The organism is Kocuria sp. HMSC066H03 (assembly GCF_001812045.1).
In the GTDB taxonomy this organism is placed as follows: Bacteria; Actinomycetota; Actinomycetes; order Actinomycetales; family Micrococcaceae; genus Kocuria; species Kocuria rhizophila.
Genome location: NZ_KV807506.1, coordinates 187,607 through 204,743, shown reverse-complemented (window position 1 = coordinate 204,743; position 17,137 = coordinate 187,607). Strand labels below are relative to the sequence as shown.

The following is a 17,137-nucleotide window of genomic DNA, read 5'->3' as shown; positions in this document are numbered from 1 at the left end:
AGTCGCGTGGCGGCGTCGTCGGGCGGCCCCGGTAAGATGGCGGACCGTGGCTCTTACTATTGGAATCGTCGGTCTGCCGAACGTCGGAAAATCAACCCTGTTCAACGCGCTCACGCGCAACACGGTGCTCGCCGCGAACTATCCGTTCGCGACCATCGAGCCGAACGTGGGCGTGGTGAACCTGCCGGACGAGCGGCTGGACAAGCTCGCGGAGCTGTTCGACTCGCAGAAGATCGTGCCGGCCACGGTGTCCTTCGTGGACATCGCGGGCATCGTGAAGGGCGCGTCCGAGGGGGAGGGGCTGGGCAACCAGTTCCTGGCCAACATTCGTGAGGCGCACGCGATCGCCCAGGTGATCCGCGTGTTCGACGATCCGGACGTGATCCACGTGGACGGCAAGATCGACCCGGCCTCGGACCGCGAGACCATCAACACCGAGCTGATCCTGGCGGACCTGCAGACCCTGGAGAACGCGATCCCCAAGCTGGAGAAGCAGGTCAAGATCAAAAAGGGCTCGCCCGAGCAGCTCGCGGCGTACCAGGCCGCGGAGAAGGTGCTGGCGGAGGGCCGCACGATCTTCGAGGCCGCCGGGCCCGAGAAGCTCGACACCGACAACCTGCGTGAGCTGAATCTGCTCACCGCCAAGCCGTTCATCTACGTGTTCAACGCGGACGAGGGCGTGCTGTCCTCACCCGAGCGTCAGGCTGAGCTGGAGGCGCTGGTGGCGCCCGCGCAGTGTGTGTTCCTGGACGCGAAGCTCGAGGCTGACCTCGTGGAGCTCTCCGAGGAGGAGGCCCGCGAGATGTTGGAGATGGAGGGCCAGGACGAGTCCGGCCTGGACAAGCTGGCCCGCGTGGGCTTCTCCACCCTGGGCCTGCAGACCTACCTCACCGCCGGCCCCAAGGAGGCCCGCGCGTGGACCATCAACCAGGGCGACACCGCCCCCAAGGCCGCCGGGGTGATCCACTCGGACTTCGAGCGGGGATTCATCAAGGCAGAGATCGTCTCCTACGACGACCTCATGGCCGCCGGGTCCATGGCCGACGCGAAGGCCGCGGGCAAGGTGCGCATGGAGGGCAAGGAGTACGTGATGCAGGATGGGGATGTGGTGGAGTTCCGGTTCAACGTCTAAAAAGCGCCTTTGACCAGGGATTTTATTTTCGCAGCTTCCGATCTGGCTCGGCGGACGAGTTCTGATTTAACATCAGTTGCTAAGCGTTTGTCCCGCTGACCTGGGACTGTGATCGGCATCTGCGGAGCTTCTGCAGGGGCCGAGTCTTGCTTTTGCGGTGCGGTAGCGTCTCTAGCAAGCAGCCTCGACTGGCCAGCTCCGGGGCGGGTTCGAGTCGTTCGACGCGCGATTTCTCGGCAGATGCGCCGACTCAATAAGCAGTCTCACTCAAAAGCCGGTTGCGCCAACACTGTAAGGGTTTATCGGGGCAGGTCTCGTTCCGCCACAGTGCGAGTGATCTCTTCCCATTGGGAGCTTGCGATCAATTCGGGGTGCCGGCGCAAGGCGGTCTGCCATGGCCCGAACGCTGCTGGGAGCTCGCGCCACGTGATGCCAGTGCGGGTCTTGTAGAGAGCAGCGTCGACGATCGTGCGTATGTCAGTGCGTGGCCGCCCTCGGCGAGGGCCTTCTTCTGCCTGAACGATGTGCTTGATCCAGCTCCACTGCTCATCTGTGAGTCGTTGATAGCCAGGCTGGAGGCGGTCGACGGTGCTACTACCGGCATCATCCTTCGCCTGGTCGTCGATTCGCACGGCCTTGACCACGCCGCGGATAACGGCGCAGTTGGTGCATTGGACGGTTGACTCCACATAGTTAGCGGCGTGCCCGGCCAGGGTCTCGACGTGCTGACAGGTCAGTTCCACACGCCAGACGGCGCTGCGGTCGATGCGCAATGAGGACGGGTGCAGGAGCTGTCGGAACTCATCGCGCTGAGTCGGCGAAAGTGGCGGGAACGGGGTGCACAGGTGGCAGTGCTCCACCCTGTTGCCCGCGAGACGCCAAACGCCCATGTTGCACGCCTCATGTTCGGCTCGGAACTCGGCATTGTCGGCGTCGATCAGGGCAATGCTCTCTTCATCGGTTCCCAGGGCTGGCTCACCGAGAAGGGCACGCCCACACGCGCGGCATGGCTCGCCCGCTGCATAGGCTTCATACGGCAACTGGGAGTCGTTGCCTGCCCACTCCTCTCGCTTTGCCTCCTCCGCTTGGGCCCGCGATTCCGAGAGCAGTGCCCTGCTGCGTGGTGTGTGCAGGACGCGGGGGAGGACGTTCGGGCCGTCCTCAGGGATCTGTTGCGAACTGGGAATCGTCACGCCCTCCTTCAAGGTCTGATGCGGCCGCAATGCGAGTCGAGCGAGACCCACCGAACCGCAACTAGAAGCGATAACTTCCTGGAAGTCATGACTACCAGACCTGAGGCTGGATGTGTGACAGATCCGCTGAAGAGGGTGCTCGGAGCGCAGGTGCGCGATCTGCGCCTTGCGCGTCGGCTATCGCAGGAAGGTCTTGCTGAAGAGCTCGGTGTGTCGACTCGGTACCTCGCTGGTATCGAGCGTGGGGAGCGGAACCTCACTCTGGATTCGGTGGATGCTCTCGCTGAGCAGCTCGAGGTCGAGGCTCAGTCCCTGATCGTTCGTCGATGACGGTCGGTGCTTGAGCCGCTCTTGTGTGGCGAGCGGGGTGGTGTTGCGCGGATCCTGTCTGGGCATACAACGTCTCGCGCGAGCTGAGAGAATGTCAGTGGTGCCGTCTACCTTCAGTGTTGGGTGGCATTACCAGTGCCAGCTCCGCCGCTCGGCAGGTTGTCTAGTCACCAGTGAAGGATTCCCGTGCCACACAGCTCCATCAACCACTCTCGAATCGTGGCGCTCATCTGGAACATCGCTGACGATGTCCTCCGTGACCTCTATGTCCGAGGCAAGTACCGGGACGTGATCCTTCCCTTCACGGTCCTGCGTCGTCTGGACAGTGTCCTCGGCCCGACGCGCGATGCAGTGATGGCGATGAAGAAGACGCTGGATGAGGCGGGCGTCGCTGACCAGGATGCACCGCTGCGGGATGCGGCCAAGCAGGACTTCTACAACACGTCCGGTTTCTCGCTGCAGGACTTGCGCCACGTGTCGAACTCGACGCGCCTGCGGCAGAACTTCGAGGCCTACTTGGACGGCTTCTCGCCCAACGTGCAGGAGATCATCGACAACTTCGAGTTCCGTAACCAGCTTCCTCGGCTCACGAAGGCTGACGCGCTCGGTGCGTTGATCGAGAAGTTCCTCGCTCCAGACCTCGATCTCTCCCCAGCGGGTATGGACAACCACGGGATGGGCACCGTCTTCGAAGAGCTGGTGCGCCGCTTCAACGAGGAGAACAACGAAGAGGCCGGCGAGCACTGGACTCCGCGTGACGCTGTGCGCCTGATGACCCGGCTGATGTTCGAACCCATCGCGGACACGATCCCGTCGGGTACCTACCGGCTCTACGACGGTGCGATGGGGACCGGTGGCATGCTGACCGTCGCCGAGGAGACATTGCGCCGGCTCACGGAGTCGTCCGGCAAGAAGGTCTCGACCCACCTCTACGGGCAGGAGATCAACGCCGAAACGTACGCGATTGCGAAGGCCGACCTGATCCTCAAGGGCGACGGCAAGGCGGCCGACAACATTGTCGGCGGTCCGGAGTACTCCACCCTGTCGAACGACGCCTTTGCGGGGCAGGAGTTCGACTTCATGCTCTCCAACCCGCCGTATGGCAAGAGTTGGAAGACCGACCAGGACCGTCTCGGCGGCGCGAAGAAGATCATCGACCCACGGTTCGTTGTCAACCACGACAATGACAGCGAGTATTCGCTGGTGACGCGGAGCAGCGACGGGCAGCTGATGTTCCTCGCGAATCTGATCTCGAAGATGAAGCAGGGCACCGAGCTTGGTTCCCGGATCGCATCGGTGCACAACGGCTCCTCGCTGTTCACCGGTGATGCCGGCCAGGGCGAGAGCAACATCCGACGATGGATCATCGAGAACGACTGGCTCGAAGCGATCGTCGCGCTGCCGTTGAAGATGTTCTACAACACCGGCATCGCCACGTACGTGTGGGTGCTCTCCAACCGCAAGGAAGATCGCCGCAAGGGCAAGGTCCAGCTCATCGACGCCACGACCTGGTTCACGCCGCTGCGCAAGAACTTGGGCGAGAAGGGCGTCGAGGTCAGCTCAACTGACGCCGACAAGGTGCTCGAGGCGTTCAAGGCATTCGACGAGTACGAAGACATTGACCACTCGAAGATATTCGACGGTGTGGACTTCGGATACCACAAGATCACCATCGAACGTCCGCTCCGCATCGCCGGTGTCGACCCACACCGTGTCTACACGGCGAAGGAGATCAAGCAGCTGAAGGAAAACGGCGTGCGCGATGCGAGCGCACCGCCTCTCATCCGCAAGGCCCTGCCGTACGCGGCAACGCCGGATCCGTTGCACGGGAGGTACGAAGCCGTCATCGACGGCCGCGCTCGCGTCGTCGAGTACGAGTCTGATACCGAGTTGCGCGACACCGAACAGGTACCGCTCACCGAGCCCGCGGGTGACTATGCCGACGGCATCGAAGGGTTCTTCCGTCGTGAAGTCGAGCCTTACGCCACTGATGCCTGGATCGACGACTCAAAGACGAAGATCGGCTACGAGATCTCTTTCGCCCGTCACTTCTACAAGCCCGCGCCAATGCGCACCCTGGCTGAGATCCAGGCCGACATCCGCGCGCTGGAGGAAGAGACTGAGGACATTATCACCGAGATCGCAGGTGAGGACTGATGTTTCGCAACTGGCCAAACTACGGTGCTTATCGAGGAAGGCCCGAATCTAGGCTGCCGCGAATACCATCCACCTGGCAATGGAGGCGATTGGCGTCAATAGGGCGAAAGGTTAGCGCATCTGGTCGGCCAGACCTGCCACTCTTGTCTGTCTACCTGGACAGAGGCGTCATTCGGTACGCCGAAGGCGGACGGCGTGTTCACGCACCTAGTGAGCAGCTAGACGCATACCAAATAGTGCGGCCAGGTGATCTCGTACTAAACAACCAGCAAGCCTGGCGTGGATCCGTCGGCGTATCGGACCATCACGGGATCATCAGCCCGGCGTATGTGATTTGGCGGAACTCGTCTACCATCAGTGCCCAGTATGGAAAATACTTGTTCCGCGCCCCGGTCATGGTGGACCAGTTTGTGATGGCATCGCGCGGCGTAGGAGACATCCAGCGAGATTTACATGGCCCGTCTCTACGGAATCTGCTCGTGCCGGTACCTCCGCTAGAAGATCAGGACGCGATCGCCAAGTACCTCGCCCACGCGAACGTCCGCATCGACAAGGCCATTGCCGCCAAGCGCCGCCTCATCTCCTTACTTGATGAGCTTGATAGGTCGGTCGAGAATAGTCTTGCCGGTTCCCTTAGCTCGATGGCCTCGGGGGGTCGCGAGATTTCCTGGTTGGGTGGGCTGCCGCGTACGTGGTTATCTGCACCAGCCAAGCGGCTCTTTAAGGAGGTGGATCGGAGAAGTAAGAGTGGGCGAGAGGGTCTCCTCTCACTGCGGATGCGTGAAGGCTTGGTCGACGCCAACGAATTCACAGAGACCCCGATCCCTCCAGACGATCTTCTCGGCTACAAGATTGTTCAACCTGGTGAACTTGTGATGAACCGGATGCGCGCTGCTATCGGTCTTTTTGGGGTAGCTAAGACGACTGGATTAGTGAGTCCTGATTACTCAACGATGACCGTAGCGGAAGGAATCGATCCACACTTCTATCTGCACCTCTTCAAGACAGATGCGGCAATGGCGGAGTTTCGTCGGCGATCAAACGGCCTAGGAACTGGGTCATCGGGATTCATGCGATTGTATTACGAAGATTTTGGGCCAATCGCGTTGCCGTTACCACCGTTAGAGGAGCAGCGGCGGGTTGTTCGTGACATTAATAGGCACTACGCCGAGACGTTGCCGGTACGGTCGCGCACATCTCGTGAGATCGCGCTGCTCCAAGAGTTCCGTATGCGACTCATCGCGGACGTCGTCACCGGCCAGGTTGACGTTCGCAAGATTGCTGCGACGTTGCCGGACACAAGTGCATCGTCTGCCAGCGGGAACTTGACGACCGATGCGGAGCTTGTCGAAGTACTAGGCGAAGGGGAGTTGTGAGTATGTGGCGTCTCAATGAAGAGAGCTTGGAAGCACTCATCGTCGACCAGATGGTCGACGGTGGGTGGGCCGAGGGTGCGCCGGCCGACTACGTCGCGTCCTACGCGCTCGATCTCGGCCAGTTCAACGAGTTCATCGAGGCGACCCAGCCCGACCTCGTGGAGCCGCTTGGCATTACTTCGGACACGCCTGCACGTCACAAGTTCCTTGCGCGGCTTCAGGGGGAGATCACGCGCCGTGGCGTTGTGCATATGCTGCGCAACGGCATCGATCACCTCGGTCTGCATGTTGATCTCTACTATCCGACGCCTGACGCGGCGAACCCGAAGGCTACCGCTCTCTTCGGGGCGAACCGATTTGTGGTCACACGACAGGTGCATCACAGCGTGAGCAACACGGGTGACGCTGTCGATCTCGTCGCGTTCGTGAACGGACTGCCGGTGTTCACGTTCGAATTGAAGAACAACATCACGAACCAGACGGTCGAGGACGCGGTACAGCAGTATCAGCGCGACCGAGACGCCCGCGAGCCGCTGTTCGCATTCGGTCGGACGATCGCGCACTTCGCCCTCGACGACCAGCGAGTCCGATTCTGCACCCAGCTCAAGGGCGCTTCCTCCTGGTTCCTCCCCTTCGACCGGGGCTTCAACGACGGGGCCGGCAACCCGCCGAACCCCGACGGCGTGATGACCGACTACCTCTGGCGGCAGGTACTTGCTCCGCTTAGCCTCGCGGGGATCATCGAGAACTACGCACAGATCGTCGTTGAAAAGAACCAGAAGACCGGCAAGAAAGTCTCGAAGGCGATCTTCCCGCGCTACCACCAGCTCGACGTCGTCCGAAAATTGCTCGCAGATGTCGAGGCGAACGGAGCCGGTCGCCGGTACTTGATCCAGCACTCGGCAGGTAGCGGCAAGTCGAACTCGATTGCCTGGCTGACCCACCAGCTGACCGAGACTACCCACGACGGTCGCATCGCATTCGACTCGATCATCGTCGTCACCGATCGCATCATCCTCGACAACCAGCTCACCCAGACCATCAAGTCGTTCCTGCAGGTGGGCTCAACGGTTGTCCACGCGGATCGGTCGGGGGACCTGCGCCGGGCGATCTCGGCTGGCAAGAAGATCATCGTCACGACGGTGCAGAAGTTCCCGTACATCCTGGATGACATTGGAGCGGACCATCGGGACCGCACGTTCGCTATCGTGATCGATGAGGCACACTCGTCGCAGGGGTCGAAGACGTCTGCAGCAGTCTCTCGAGCTCTTGCCGGTGTCGACGACATCGAAGACGACGCCGTTGAGGACCAGATCAACCGAATCATTGAGGGCAAGAAGCTGCTGCCGAACGCCAGCTACTTCGCGTTCACGGCGACCCCGAAGAACAAGACGCTCGAGATGTTCGGCGAACCGGTGCCCAACGGCGAAGGAGGCACGAGCTTCCGGCCATTCCACTCCTACACCATGAAACAGGCGATTCAGGAGGGCTTCATCGTCGATGTCCTCTCCAACTACACGCCGGTCGGCAGCTACTACAAGCTGATGAAGACTGTAGAGGACGACCCTGAGTTCGATGCGAAGCGCGCCTCGAAGAAGCTGCGCGCATATGTCGAGGGCAACGAGCACGCCATTGCTCAGAAGACTGACATCATGATCGATCACTTCCTTGCTCAGGTGGTCGCGAAGCGGAAGATCGGTGGCCAAGCGCGGGCAATGGTCGTAACTTCGTCGATCGCACGGTGCATCGAGTACTTCCATGCGATTCGTGACGCGCTCGCGGCCCGCAAGAGCCCGTACAGGGCAGTCGTCGCCTTCTCTGGGGAGCACGAGTACAAGGGGCTGAAAGTCACCGAGGCAAGCTTGAATGGCTTCCCCTCCAACGCGATCGCCGAGCAGGTAAAGACCGACCCGAATCGGGTTCTCGTCGTCGCGAACAAGTTCCAGACCGGTTACGACGAGCCACTGCTCCACACGATGTACGTGGACAAGGCGTTGTCGGGTGTACTAGCGGTGCAGACGTTGTCTAGGCTCAACCGGGCACATCCGGCGAAGCATGACACCTTCGTTCTCGACTTCGCCAACGATGCTGAGGAGATTCAGCGCGCGTTTGAACCGTACTACCGCACGACCGTGCTGGCTGAAGAGACGGACGCCAACAAGCTGCATGACCTGGTCAACGACCTCGACGCATTCGGGATCTACACACCTGAGCAAGTCGAAGAGTTCGTCGGCCGGTACCTGGCGGGCGAGAGGCGCGACCAGCTTGACCCGCTGCTGGACACCAGCGTTGCTGAGTACATCGAACTCCCTGACGAAGATGACCAGGTGAAGTTCAAGGGTGATGCCAAGGCCTTCCTTCGCACCTACAACTTCCTCTCCACCGTCCTGCCCTACGGCAGCGCTGAGTGGGAGAAGCGATCGATCTTCCTTGACCACCTCGTGCCCAAGCTGCCGGCTCCCAAGGAAGAGGATCTCGCCGCCGGAATCCTCGAGAACATCGACTTGGAGTCGTATCGCGCTGAGAAGCTCAAGGCGATGAAGATCGCGCTCGATGACGAAGACGGCACTCTTGCGCCGATCCCGCCTGCCGGCGGAGGACACCTCTCGGATCCGGAGCTTGAGAGGCTCTCGGCGATCGTCCGGAGCTTCAACGATCACTTCGGCAACATCGAGTGGAACGATGCTGACCGGGTCCAACGGTTCATCACCGAAGAGATCCCGCGGCTGGTGTCCGAGGACGAGGCCTACAAGAATGCGCAGGCCAACGACGATCCAGTAAACGCCCGCGTCGAGAGCGACCGCGCACTTAGCCAGGTAATGCTGCGCCTCATCTCCGACGATACTCAGCTCTTCAAGGAGTTCCAGGACAACAGCAGCTTCAAGCAGTGGCTTGCGAACGCGGTATTCAACGCGACCTACCGGAAGAGCGCCTGAACGTCAGCCACCAAGCTCACCGGTGTGCTACCGCCTTCGGTTGACCTTCCAGAATGACCTAACTTGACAGTCAAGCTTCCCGAAGGAGTTTCGCATGTCCTATGAGGACTTTCGCTCGAGGTTCGACGAGGCGCGAAACCAATACAACGTGTTGGCCTTAGTTGGGAACGGATTCGACATTCAGGTGCTAACCTCATTAGGTTCGCTAACGGATACGCGATATGAATCCTTCTACCACTTCTTGAAGTATAGAAAGTTTAACCCATCCAATCGCATCCTTGGTCGGATGGAATCTCTGCGCAGCAGCGGAGCTGAAGACTGGAGCGATGTTGAACGTGCGATTGGTGAGCTTCACCTGACTGATCGTGTAGCTCCGGATGCCATTGCGGCCGATCTGAAAGAGGTGCAGCGAGAGTTTGCGAACTTCCTGGACGGGGTGGCGACGCCGGATGTCCTTTCTCAGCTAGGTGAAGCGGCTGTTGAACATGAGCTCACAGTCTTTAGCTTCACTGAGTTTCTTGGCGACGTTGCTGAAGCTGACGAGTACCACAAGATGAAATTGCCTACGCGTCTAAATATTGGTGATGTGTTTAACTTCAAATTTGTGAACTTTAACTACACAACACTTCTAGATGACTTCGTCTATCTGGACCAAGACCAATTTGAGCCTCACCCGTACGAGACGTCTGATCGGAACATCACATTCCGTCCCAATCCGCGTGGACACGAGGGTGCGCGTGAACGTGCTGGGTTCAGGATGGTGTCATACCTCGTTTCAGAGGTTGTTCACCCGCATGGCATCCAATCGACGCCGAGATCGTTGCTGTTCGGTGTCGACGAGGTGTCCAATCGTCGCGCACGAAAGCTATCAAAGCCGTACTGGGCACAGAATAATCTGAAATATGGTGACCTATTTTCGACCACCGATTTGTTCATCATATTCGGCTGTTCTCTGGGGGAGACAGATCGCTGGTGGTGGCGTTCCATCGTGGACGGTCTTCGCCAGAACGAGCGCGCAGATCTAATTCTGTACTGGCGTCGCGGGACTGCAGATACTGGCCTTACGGCCGCCGGGCTACGTGACAAGCTCGCAAGCGCGGCGGGGTTCGCCGCACACGACGGAGTAGTCGAATTGCTTGAGGAGAGAGTTCGTGTGGTGCTGTACGACGACAATACAGAGCGCGCTTGGCTGAATACCAATCACGCGACGCTTCCCCATTAGCGGGACCTAGGCGCGAATAACGAAGGATCCGAGTCGATGCGGAATTCTGGCCGATTCGCAAACTCCGCGGAAGCGATAGCGCGTGATCTCGGGCGGGGGAACGCAGGAGCTCTCGTCGCTCAGTTGAACTCGAAAGTTCGATAGGACGACCGAACGTTGAAACGCCGGCCGTCTTTGCGCCGTTGCACGAAGTCGGCGATGATATCGACGTCCTTGCCGCGCATGCCGAGCTGTCGGCACTTCGCTCGTACTTGCTCGACGGTCACGTCGGCCCATCGATCGGGCCGGTTCATCATGTCCGCTTTGAGCTGGTCCTCCTCGTTCCACTTCAAGCCTGTTGAGTAGCCAGCTGCCATCGCAGCGACATGTTCGAGGATGGCATCCACTCCGTTCGGTAGCGGATCGAGAGTTGCCAGATGTCCGTGCTGCGGCTCGATGGTGCGCCCCGGATACAGCTGCACGGGGTTGACGTCTTCAACCCACGCGGCCGTTTCCTCAGTGCTCCACTCGATGACAGCGATCGCGTCAGCGTCAACGTTCCAGATCTTGTTCAGGCGCTGTCGATCGGGCCAGGCGTATAGCACCCGCTGGCCGTCATAGAAGCCGCCACTGTGTCCGCGCCATGCATAGTGACGCACTCGCGGGTGCGAAGTCAGACGAGCCAAGCACTCACTTTCAACAGCACGCCGTGGGGTCACGATGACTATCGGGCCACCATCCTGTGCCAGGAGCCACTTCACAGCGCGCAGATTCTGCGATTCACGTGAGTCGTCCTCGCCGAGTCGCGATATAGCAGTGGGAACCATACTCATGCCGGGCCTCCTTAGCCGTTTCAGGCTCACGCTATCGATGGGTTCGGACATCGCTCGCCTTGCCATGAACGAGAGAACGTGGAACTGGCCTCCTCGAGTGGAAGGATGGACCCATGACTACTGATGACACCGAGCGCACGCCGAAGGTCATCCGCTGCGAGCACTGGTCTGAGGAGCTTGGGCGCTCCGGCGGCTGGCACCACCACGAAGGGCCTCACGCATGCGACTCGGGGAACCATGGCGGCGAATGTCCGTACCTGGAAATGCGTCGGTGGTCGGCCGAACCTGTGATCGCGCCCCGAGGGTCAGCTGACTCGTGAGTGCAGCGTGGTCCGTCTAATCGTGCCCTGCCGGCCCGCCTAGCGTCCCACCGGTGCAGCGTCGGCTCAAGCTTGGTGTACGACGCTCCAGCTGGCACGGATCTGCCTTTGTGCAGCGCTCAAAGCCTAGGGCGGACCTGCTCAACGCGCAGGCTGGTCCATACCGGAGTTTGTTCGAATGGAATTTCTCGCTGTGAATCGATGCTTCGTGGCCCACGCGACCGCGGGCCGGTTTCAGAGGCTTGCTGTCAATTGCTGAAGTGTAACGGTTAGCTTTCCCGGTGTGACACGGGTGTCTGGCCTGCCGGGAAGCTGACGTCCGCTTCCTGACATCCGGGCACAGACTTCGACCGATCGCTTGTCGATTTGGGTGCAGCAGACTTGAATCTCTTTCTTAGCGCCATGGCTCGACCCCACGACGCAATGCAAGTGCCCTGCATGCGTCACGCGGTACCAGTCTCGGCTTCCCTGGGCGGCGCTCACCAAAGCATTGCCGAACTCTGTTGCGCTCGCATGGCGTTGTGTCGGGTCACGTTTGAGTGACTTGCGTACTACCGCTCCGACCGCTCGAGACACGTGCGGCGCGATGCTGCGAAGCTCGCGGATCGAACCAGTCGCGATCAGATCATGCTGTTCTTGTTTCGAGATCCGGTGGTCAACCGGATACTCGCCGCTCAGTAGGTAATATGCCGTCGCAGCCAGGGAATAGACATCGCTCGCTGGCGAGCATTTGCCATTCTCGCCGAGTACCTCAGGGGCAACCGTGCAGAAGGTTCCGTTCGGGGGTGCTGTTTCATCGTCACCCAGGAGGTGGCAGAAGCCCAGGTCGCCAAGGACTGCCTCATCGCTGCTTACCAGGACGTTGCCAGGCTTGACGTCCCGATGAACCATGCGAGCTCGGTGGATGCGGTCGAGTCCCGAAGCGATTTGTTGCACTAGGTGAGCAGCCGTCGATGGGGGCAGGCCATTCGGTTTGGCAATTTCTTCCAGGTCGCCACCGCTCATTACAGGAGTGACGATGAACCGAATATCGCTGTTAATTACGATTTCGGCATTCAATACATTGAGCAGGAATCGCGACTTAAGTTGCTCGAGCAGTTGGGCCTCGTGCCAGGGGCCCGTCGAACCCTCCTCCGATGGGTTGAGCAGTTTCACCGCGATCAGAGCATCGAGGTGTCTGTCGTGAGCTGCGTAGACGGAGCCGCCGGCCCCAGTTCCGAGGCTGCCTACTAGCTCGTAGCGGTCGTTTATGGTCGTTCCCAGGGGCAACTCCGACAAGTTCACATGTCAAAGGATAGGGTCTGCGTATGCGTGTGTTGGGAGTATCTGTGGATCCCGCGGCTGGGAGCCCAAAGGTCTACGTCGCGACCGTCGAACAGCAGCCGTCTGGCCCTGCTCTCGTTGAGAGTTTTACGCTCAAGACGATGGAGACTGAGCCCGGCGCGCAAGCGGTCAGCCTGGCTCGACTCCTCCAAGGGCGACTCCCGGGGTTGTCGTTCGACGCTGCCGTGATCAAGACTGCAGGTGCATCCCCAGTTGCGCGTAGGAACCGTGCGGGATTTCACCGAGCTCATGCAGAGGGAGCTCTTCTCTTCGTCATGCATGAGGTCGTGGACGTCCGGGTGGAGGCCAAGGACGCCCAAGGCTTAGCGACGCTAGCGGGAAAGAAGAAAGCCGACTTGGAAGCTACCGCAGCGGGTCTAGCAGTGCCCAAGTACCGCGACGCGGTCTACGCCGCGCTGGTCCTCCTGCCGTAGCGGGGCTCGCGTCGGCTCGACGTGGACATAATCGAGCTCTGCGACATGAATCTCGTTGCTTGCATCGACCAGTAGGTTGAGCACGACGCCGACGAGCGGTGATTGATTACCGTGGTCCCGTAAGCGTCGAGCTGCGCGGGCGAGCAAGGTTCCACTTGCGAAGTTCACGTCGAATACGATCGATGGACCATCGCTGTTGCCATGCATGGTCGGAGCTAGCATCATCGCTGCCCCGAGCACTCGCTCGGCCTGAGGACTGGCGGGGACCACGCCGAAGCCTTCGTATGCAGACGCTGCACTCACCAGAGCCTCGGCCGAGCGCCGCAGCTGGTCGGCCGCATTATTCTCGCGAACAACTGCTGAGCCGCGATTCATGATGCTTATAAGGTCCACGACGGTCTCCTTCCATTCCTCACCGTAACGATGCTGGATTGGTTGAGACTATCGCGTCAGGGGTCGAGCCTCTGGAGGCACCGGAGGTTCGTGCAATCTTTAAGGTCCCGGCTCCGGGCCTGCCGAAGGGCTCGGCGGCCTCGTTGTCAGAAGTGGTGATCGCGACCAAGTCCATCGAACCCACCGCGTCACGCGCATGGGCGCGGCACGCGACGGCATAGCCGTAACGACTCGGGTTGCTGTTCACACGCTGCTCCAGTGGTAGTCCATGAGGCGACGGGGGCGTGAGCACAGTCCTGACGCGCTCTGGGCGAAAGCCCGGAGGGCGACCGAAGCTCACCCCGACTCGGGGCCCTCCCTTCAGACGTGCTGACAGCTGCAGGCCTCGCCTCAGACCTCGGCATTCGCATCTGGCGGATCTCCCCAATCCCCGCTGCGCAGATCAGCGTCGATTCCACGTCAGGAGACGTTTTCGTCGACATGCCGCCAAGAGGTCACCAGATGTACAGCCTGTCCAATCTCAGCCCCAACCAGAGTTCTGTAGGACCCAGATGACCCTCGACTGCTAGCCTGGATACAAGTGCTCCAGCTGAGCCAAGACCCCAGGTCAGAGACCTGGAAACTCGCTTCCAGCCGCTCCTGGGACAGCCTCAGCACCAAAGGTTCCGAAATCACCGGAACGCGGTGGAATTTCGTTTCGCCGTATAACCTCTGGCGTCGATTGAGTGGTCTGACCTGCCGATGCGATGACCAAAATAGGTCAGCAGTCACTGTATAGTTCAGTGCATGCTGACCATTGCTTCACGCCTCGACGTCATGAACCGGCTCGGCCGAGCCATGGCGGACCCGACGCGATCCCGGATCCTGATGACCCTGCTCGACGGCCCGAGCTATCCGGCGGTGCTGTCGCGCGAGCTGGAGCTGACCCGGTCGAACGTGTCGAACCACCTGACCTGTCTGCGCGACTGTGGCATCGTGGCCGCCGAGCCCGAGGGACGGCAGACGCGCTACGAGATCGCCGACCCGCACCTCGCTGCGGCGCTCACGGCGCTCGTGGATGTGACGCTGGCCGTCGACGAGCACGCGCCATGCGTTGATGACCAGTGCCCGGTGCCGGGCTGCTGCGGGACGGGGGCAGGCGCATGAGCGCGGCGTGCGGCTGCGACGAGCCCGAGACCACGGTCGGCGAAGCAGTTGAGGAGGTGCAGGAGCGACCCTGGTGGCGGGACCGCGGGATCATGGTCCCGGTCCTCTCCGGCGTCGCTTTCCTGACCGGTCTCGTCCTGGAGTGGTCCGGGCTCGAGATCCTGGCGCTGGTGCTGTTCTGGCTCGGTCTGCTGCTGGGAGCGTCGACGTTCACCCCGGGCGCGATCCGCAAACTGTTCAAGCGCAAGCTCGGCATCAGCCTGCTGATGACGATCAGCGCCATTGGCGCGGTGATCCTCGGCTACGTCGAGGAGGCCGCGGCCCTGGCGTTCCTGTACTCGATCGCTGAGGCGCTGGAGGACAAGGCGATGGACCGCGCCCGCGGCGGGCTCCGGGCGCTGCTCAAGCTCGTCCCTGAGACAGCGACCATCCGCCGCGACGGCGCGTCGGTCGAGGTCGCCGCGAAAGACCTCCAGGTGGGCCAGCTGATGCTGGTGCGGCCGGGCGAACGGATCGCGACCGACGGCGTCGTGGTCACGGGTCGTTCGAGTTTGGATACGTCTGCGATCACTGGAGAGTCGATCCCGGTCGAGGTCGAGCTGGGAGATGCAGTCTCGGCCGGTGCAATCAACTCCGCCGGCGCGCTGGAAGTCGAGACGACCGCGGCGGGCACCGACAACTCGCTGACCACGATCGTGGAGCTCGTTGAGCAGGCGCAGGCCGAGAAGGGAGACCGCGCCCGCCTCGCCGACCGCATCGCTCGACCCCTCGTCCCTGGTGTGCTCGTCCTCGCCGTCCTGGTGGCGCTGATCGGTTCGCTGTTCGGCGACCCCGAGCTGTGGGTCACTCGCGCCCTGGTCGTCCTCGTGGCGGCGTCGCCGTGCGCGCTGGCGATCTCCGTGCCGCTGACCGTGGTCGCCGCGATCGGCTCGGCGAGCAAGTTCGGCGTGATCATCAAGTCCGGTGCCGCGTTCGAGCGCTTCGGCGTGATCCGCCACGTCGCCGTCGACAAGACCGGCACCCTCACCCGAAACGAGCCCCTCGTCACCGCCGTTCTCACCGCCGACGGGACCACCGAGGCGCAGGCGCTGGCGTGGGCGGCCGCGCTGGAGCAACACAGCACCCACCCGCTCGCGGCCGCGATCACCGCCGCCGCGCCGGGGGCCTCAGTAGCCGAGGACGTGACCGAGCAGGCCGGGCACGGCATCGAGGGCAAGCTCGACGGCGCGCGGATCACGGTCGGCAGCCCCCGCTGGCTGGACGCCGGGACGCTCGGCGACCGGGTCGCAGGGCTGGAGGAGCAGGGCATGACGGTCGTCATCGTGCACCGCGACGGCGAGCCGGTCGCTGCGATCGGCGTCCGCGACGAGCTGCGCCTGGAGGTCCCGGAGGTCGTCCGCACGCTCGCCGCGCAGTGCATCGGGGTCACGATGCTCACCGGCGACAACGCCCGCACCGCCCGCGCTCTCGCGGCGCAGGCCGGGATCGAGGACGTGCGCGCCGAGCTGCGCCCCGAGGACAAGGCCGCTGCGATCGCTGAGCTCGGCCAGCATGGTTCGGTGGCGATGATCGGCGACGGCATCAACGACGCCCCCGCCCTCGCCGCCGCGGACATCGGGATCGCGATGGGCGCGACCGGGTCGGATGCCGCGATCGAGTCGGCCGATGTCGCGTTCACCGGGCACGACCTGCGGCTGCTGCCGCGCGCGTTCGACCATGCCCGGCGCGGACGGCACATCATCAACCAGAACATCATCCTGTCGCTGCTGATCATCATCGCCCTGCTCCCGCTCGCCCTCTTCGGCGTCCTGGGACTCGCTGCCGTGGTGCTCGTGCACGAGATCGCGGAGGTCGTCGTGATCCTCAATGGCTTGCGCGCGGCCCGGACCCGGAAGGAGCAGATCGTATGAAGGTCGAACTGCTGCACATCGTCGACTGCCCGAACACGGCCATCGCCGAAGCAAACGCGCGCGCCGCGCTGGATGCCGCCGAGCTCGCGGAAGTGCCCATCGAGCTGGTAACGATCCACACCGAGACCGAAGCGGCGAACACCCGATTCGGAGGCTCGCCCACGATCCTCGTCGACGGCGTCGACCTGTTTCCGACGCAACCGGTTCGCTCGCTCGCGTGCCGGGTCTACGCGACTGAGCGCGGGTACGCCGGTGCACCGACTCCGTCTCAGATCGAGGAGGCGTTGCACGAGACCTATCGTTGACGTCGAACGCAAGCTGTCGGTCCCGGACGCGGGGCCGAGCGCTTCACTGCACACCTCAAGAGGGTGGTATGTACCGGAAATCGGTGGAGTGGAGATTCGCGCTGTAGGGATTGGTCGCCGCGCGGAGCATCGTAGTGAGCGCGGGTTA

General features: G+C 61.8%; 13 protein-coding genes. 9 read left to right on the top strand and 4 right to left on the bottom strand.

Annotation, left to right across the window (positions count from 1 at the left end):
- Nucleotides 1–46 precede the first annotated feature (46 nt).
- Nucleotides 47–1,132, top strand: a complete 1,086-nt coding sequence (gene ychF / locus HMPREF2833_RS04340; RefSeq protein WP_070636782.1) for a redox-regulated ATPase YchF — start codon at nt 47–49, stop codon at nt 1,130–1,132.
- Between the two features lie 299 nt (nt 1,133–1,431).
- On the opposite strand, the gene HMPREF2833_RS12675 is transcribed toward ychF, so the two are convergent.
- Nucleotides 1,432–2,325: a transposase gene (locus HMPREF2833_RS12675; protein WP_237573777.1), complete on the bottom strand. Its 894-nt coding sequence runs from the start codon at nt 2,323–2,325 to the stop codon at nt 1,432–1,434.
- A gap of 114 nt (nt 2,326–2,439) precedes the next feature.
- On the opposite strand from HMPREF2833_RS12675, the gene HMPREF2833_RS04330 reads away from it, so the two are divergent.
- From HMPREF2833_RS04330 to HMPREF2833_RS12115, 5 genes are all read left to right on the top strand, one after another.
- Entirely contained in the window at nt 2,440–2,655 is a 216-nt protein-coding gene (locus HMPREF2833_RS04330; RefSeq protein WP_039102318.1) for a helix-turn-helix domain-containing protein, read from the top strand.
- Between the two features lie 219 nt (nt 2,656–2,874).
- Entirely contained in the window at nt 2,875–4,812 is a 1,938-nt protein-coding gene (locus HMPREF2833_RS04325) for a type I restriction-modification system subunit M (protein WP_237573778.1), read from the top strand.
- A gap of 329 nt (nt 4,813–5,141) precedes the next feature.
- Entirely contained in the window at nt 5,142–6,188 is a 1,047-nt protein-coding gene (locus HMPREF2833_RS12340; RefSeq protein ID WP_141756159.1) for a restriction endonuclease subunit S, read from the top strand.
- 26 nt (nt 6,189–6,214) lie between these two features.
- Nucleotides 6,215–9,124 carry a type I restriction endonuclease subunit R gene (locus HMPREF2833_RS04320; RefSeq protein ID WP_246829080.1) on the top strand — a complete coding sequence of 970 codons (2,910 nt, stop codon included), beginning with the start codon at nt 6,215–6,217 and terminating at the stop codon, nt 9,122–9,124.
- 94 nt (nt 9,125–9,218) lie between these two features.
- Nucleotides 9,219–10,346, top strand: coding sequence for an AbiH family protein (locus HMPREF2833_RS12115; protein WP_083310930.1), 1,128 nt, complete (start codon nt 9,219–9,221; stop codon nt 10,344–10,346).
- A gap of 119 nt (nt 10,347–10,465) precedes the next feature.
- Here the strand turns inward: HMPREF2833_RS12115 and HMPREF2833_RS04315 are convergent, their stop codons facing one another.
- From HMPREF2833_RS04315 to HMPREF2833_RS12335, 3 genes are all read right to left on the bottom strand, one after another.
- Nucleotides 10,466–11,158: a hypothetical protein gene (locus HMPREF2833_RS04315; RefSeq protein WP_039101680.1), complete on the bottom strand. Its 693-nt coding sequence runs from the start codon at nt 11,156–11,158 to the stop codon at nt 10,466–10,468.
- Nucleotides 11,159–11,712: 554 nt separating this feature from the next.
- Nucleotides 11,713–12,762, bottom strand: a complete 1,050-nt coding sequence (locus HMPREF2833_RS12110; RefSeq protein WP_082019309.1) for a serine/threonine-protein kinase — start codon at nt 12,760–12,762, stop codon at nt 11,713–11,715.
- Between the two features lie 416 nt (nt 12,763–13,178).
- A complete protein-coding gene (locus tag HMPREF2833_RS12335; RefSeq protein ID WP_141756158.1) occupies nt 13,179–13,628 on the bottom strand; it encodes a hypothetical protein in 450 nt (149 codons plus the stop codon).
- Nucleotides 13,629–14,414: 786 nt separating this feature from the next.
- Here HMPREF2833_RS12335 and HMPREF2833_RS04310 point away from each other — a divergent pair.
- From HMPREF2833_RS04310 to HMPREF2833_RS04300, 3 genes are read left to right on the top strand one after another with little or no spacing between them, the layout of a single operon-like run.
- Nucleotides 14,415–14,774: a Cd(II)/Pb(II)-sensing metalloregulatory transcriptional regulator CmtR gene (locus HMPREF2833_RS04310; RefSeq protein WP_039101681.1), complete on the top strand. Its 360-nt coding sequence runs from the start codon at nt 14,415–14,417 to the stop codon at nt 14,772–14,774.
- The gene (locus HMPREF2833_RS04305; protein ID WP_070637538.1) at nt 14,771–16,684 is read left to right on the top strand and encodes a heavy metal translocating P-type ATPase; all 1,914 of its coding nucleotides are present in this window, start codon (nt 14,771–14,773) and stop codon (nt 16,682–16,684) included. The genes HMPREF2833_RS04310 and HMPREF2833_RS04305 overlap by 4 nt, the downstream gene beginning before the upstream one ends.
- Entirely contained in the window at nt 16,681–16,989 is a 309-nt protein-coding gene (locus tag HMPREF2833_RS04300) for a hypothetical protein (RefSeq protein WP_012397801.1), read from the top strand. The genes HMPREF2833_RS04305 and HMPREF2833_RS04300 overlap by 4 nt, the downstream gene beginning before the upstream one ends.
- Nucleotides 16,990–17,137 lie beyond the last annotated feature (148 nt).

Coding starts and splice junctions, on each gene's coding strand:
- HMPREF2833_RS04305 (WP_070637538.1), top strand. CDS start 14,771: ATGAGCGCGGCGTGCGGCTGCGACGAGCCCGAGACCACGGTCGGCGAA.
- HMPREF2833_RS04300 (WP_012397801.1), top strand. CDS start 16,681: ATGAAGGTCGAACTGCTGCACATCGTCGACTGCCCGAACACGGCCATC.
- HMPREF2833_RS04315 (WP_039101680.1), bottom strand. CDS start 11,158: ATGAGTATGGTTCCCACTGCTATATCGCGACTCGGCGAGGACGACTCA.
- HMPREF2833_RS04310 (WP_039101681.1), top strand. CDS start 14,415: ATGCTGACCATTGCTTCACGCCTCGACGTCATGAACCGGCTCGGCCGA.
- HMPREF2833_RS12115 (WP_083310930.1), top strand. CDS start 9,219: ATGTCCTATGAGGACTTTCGCTCGAGGTTCGACGAGGCGCGAAACCAA.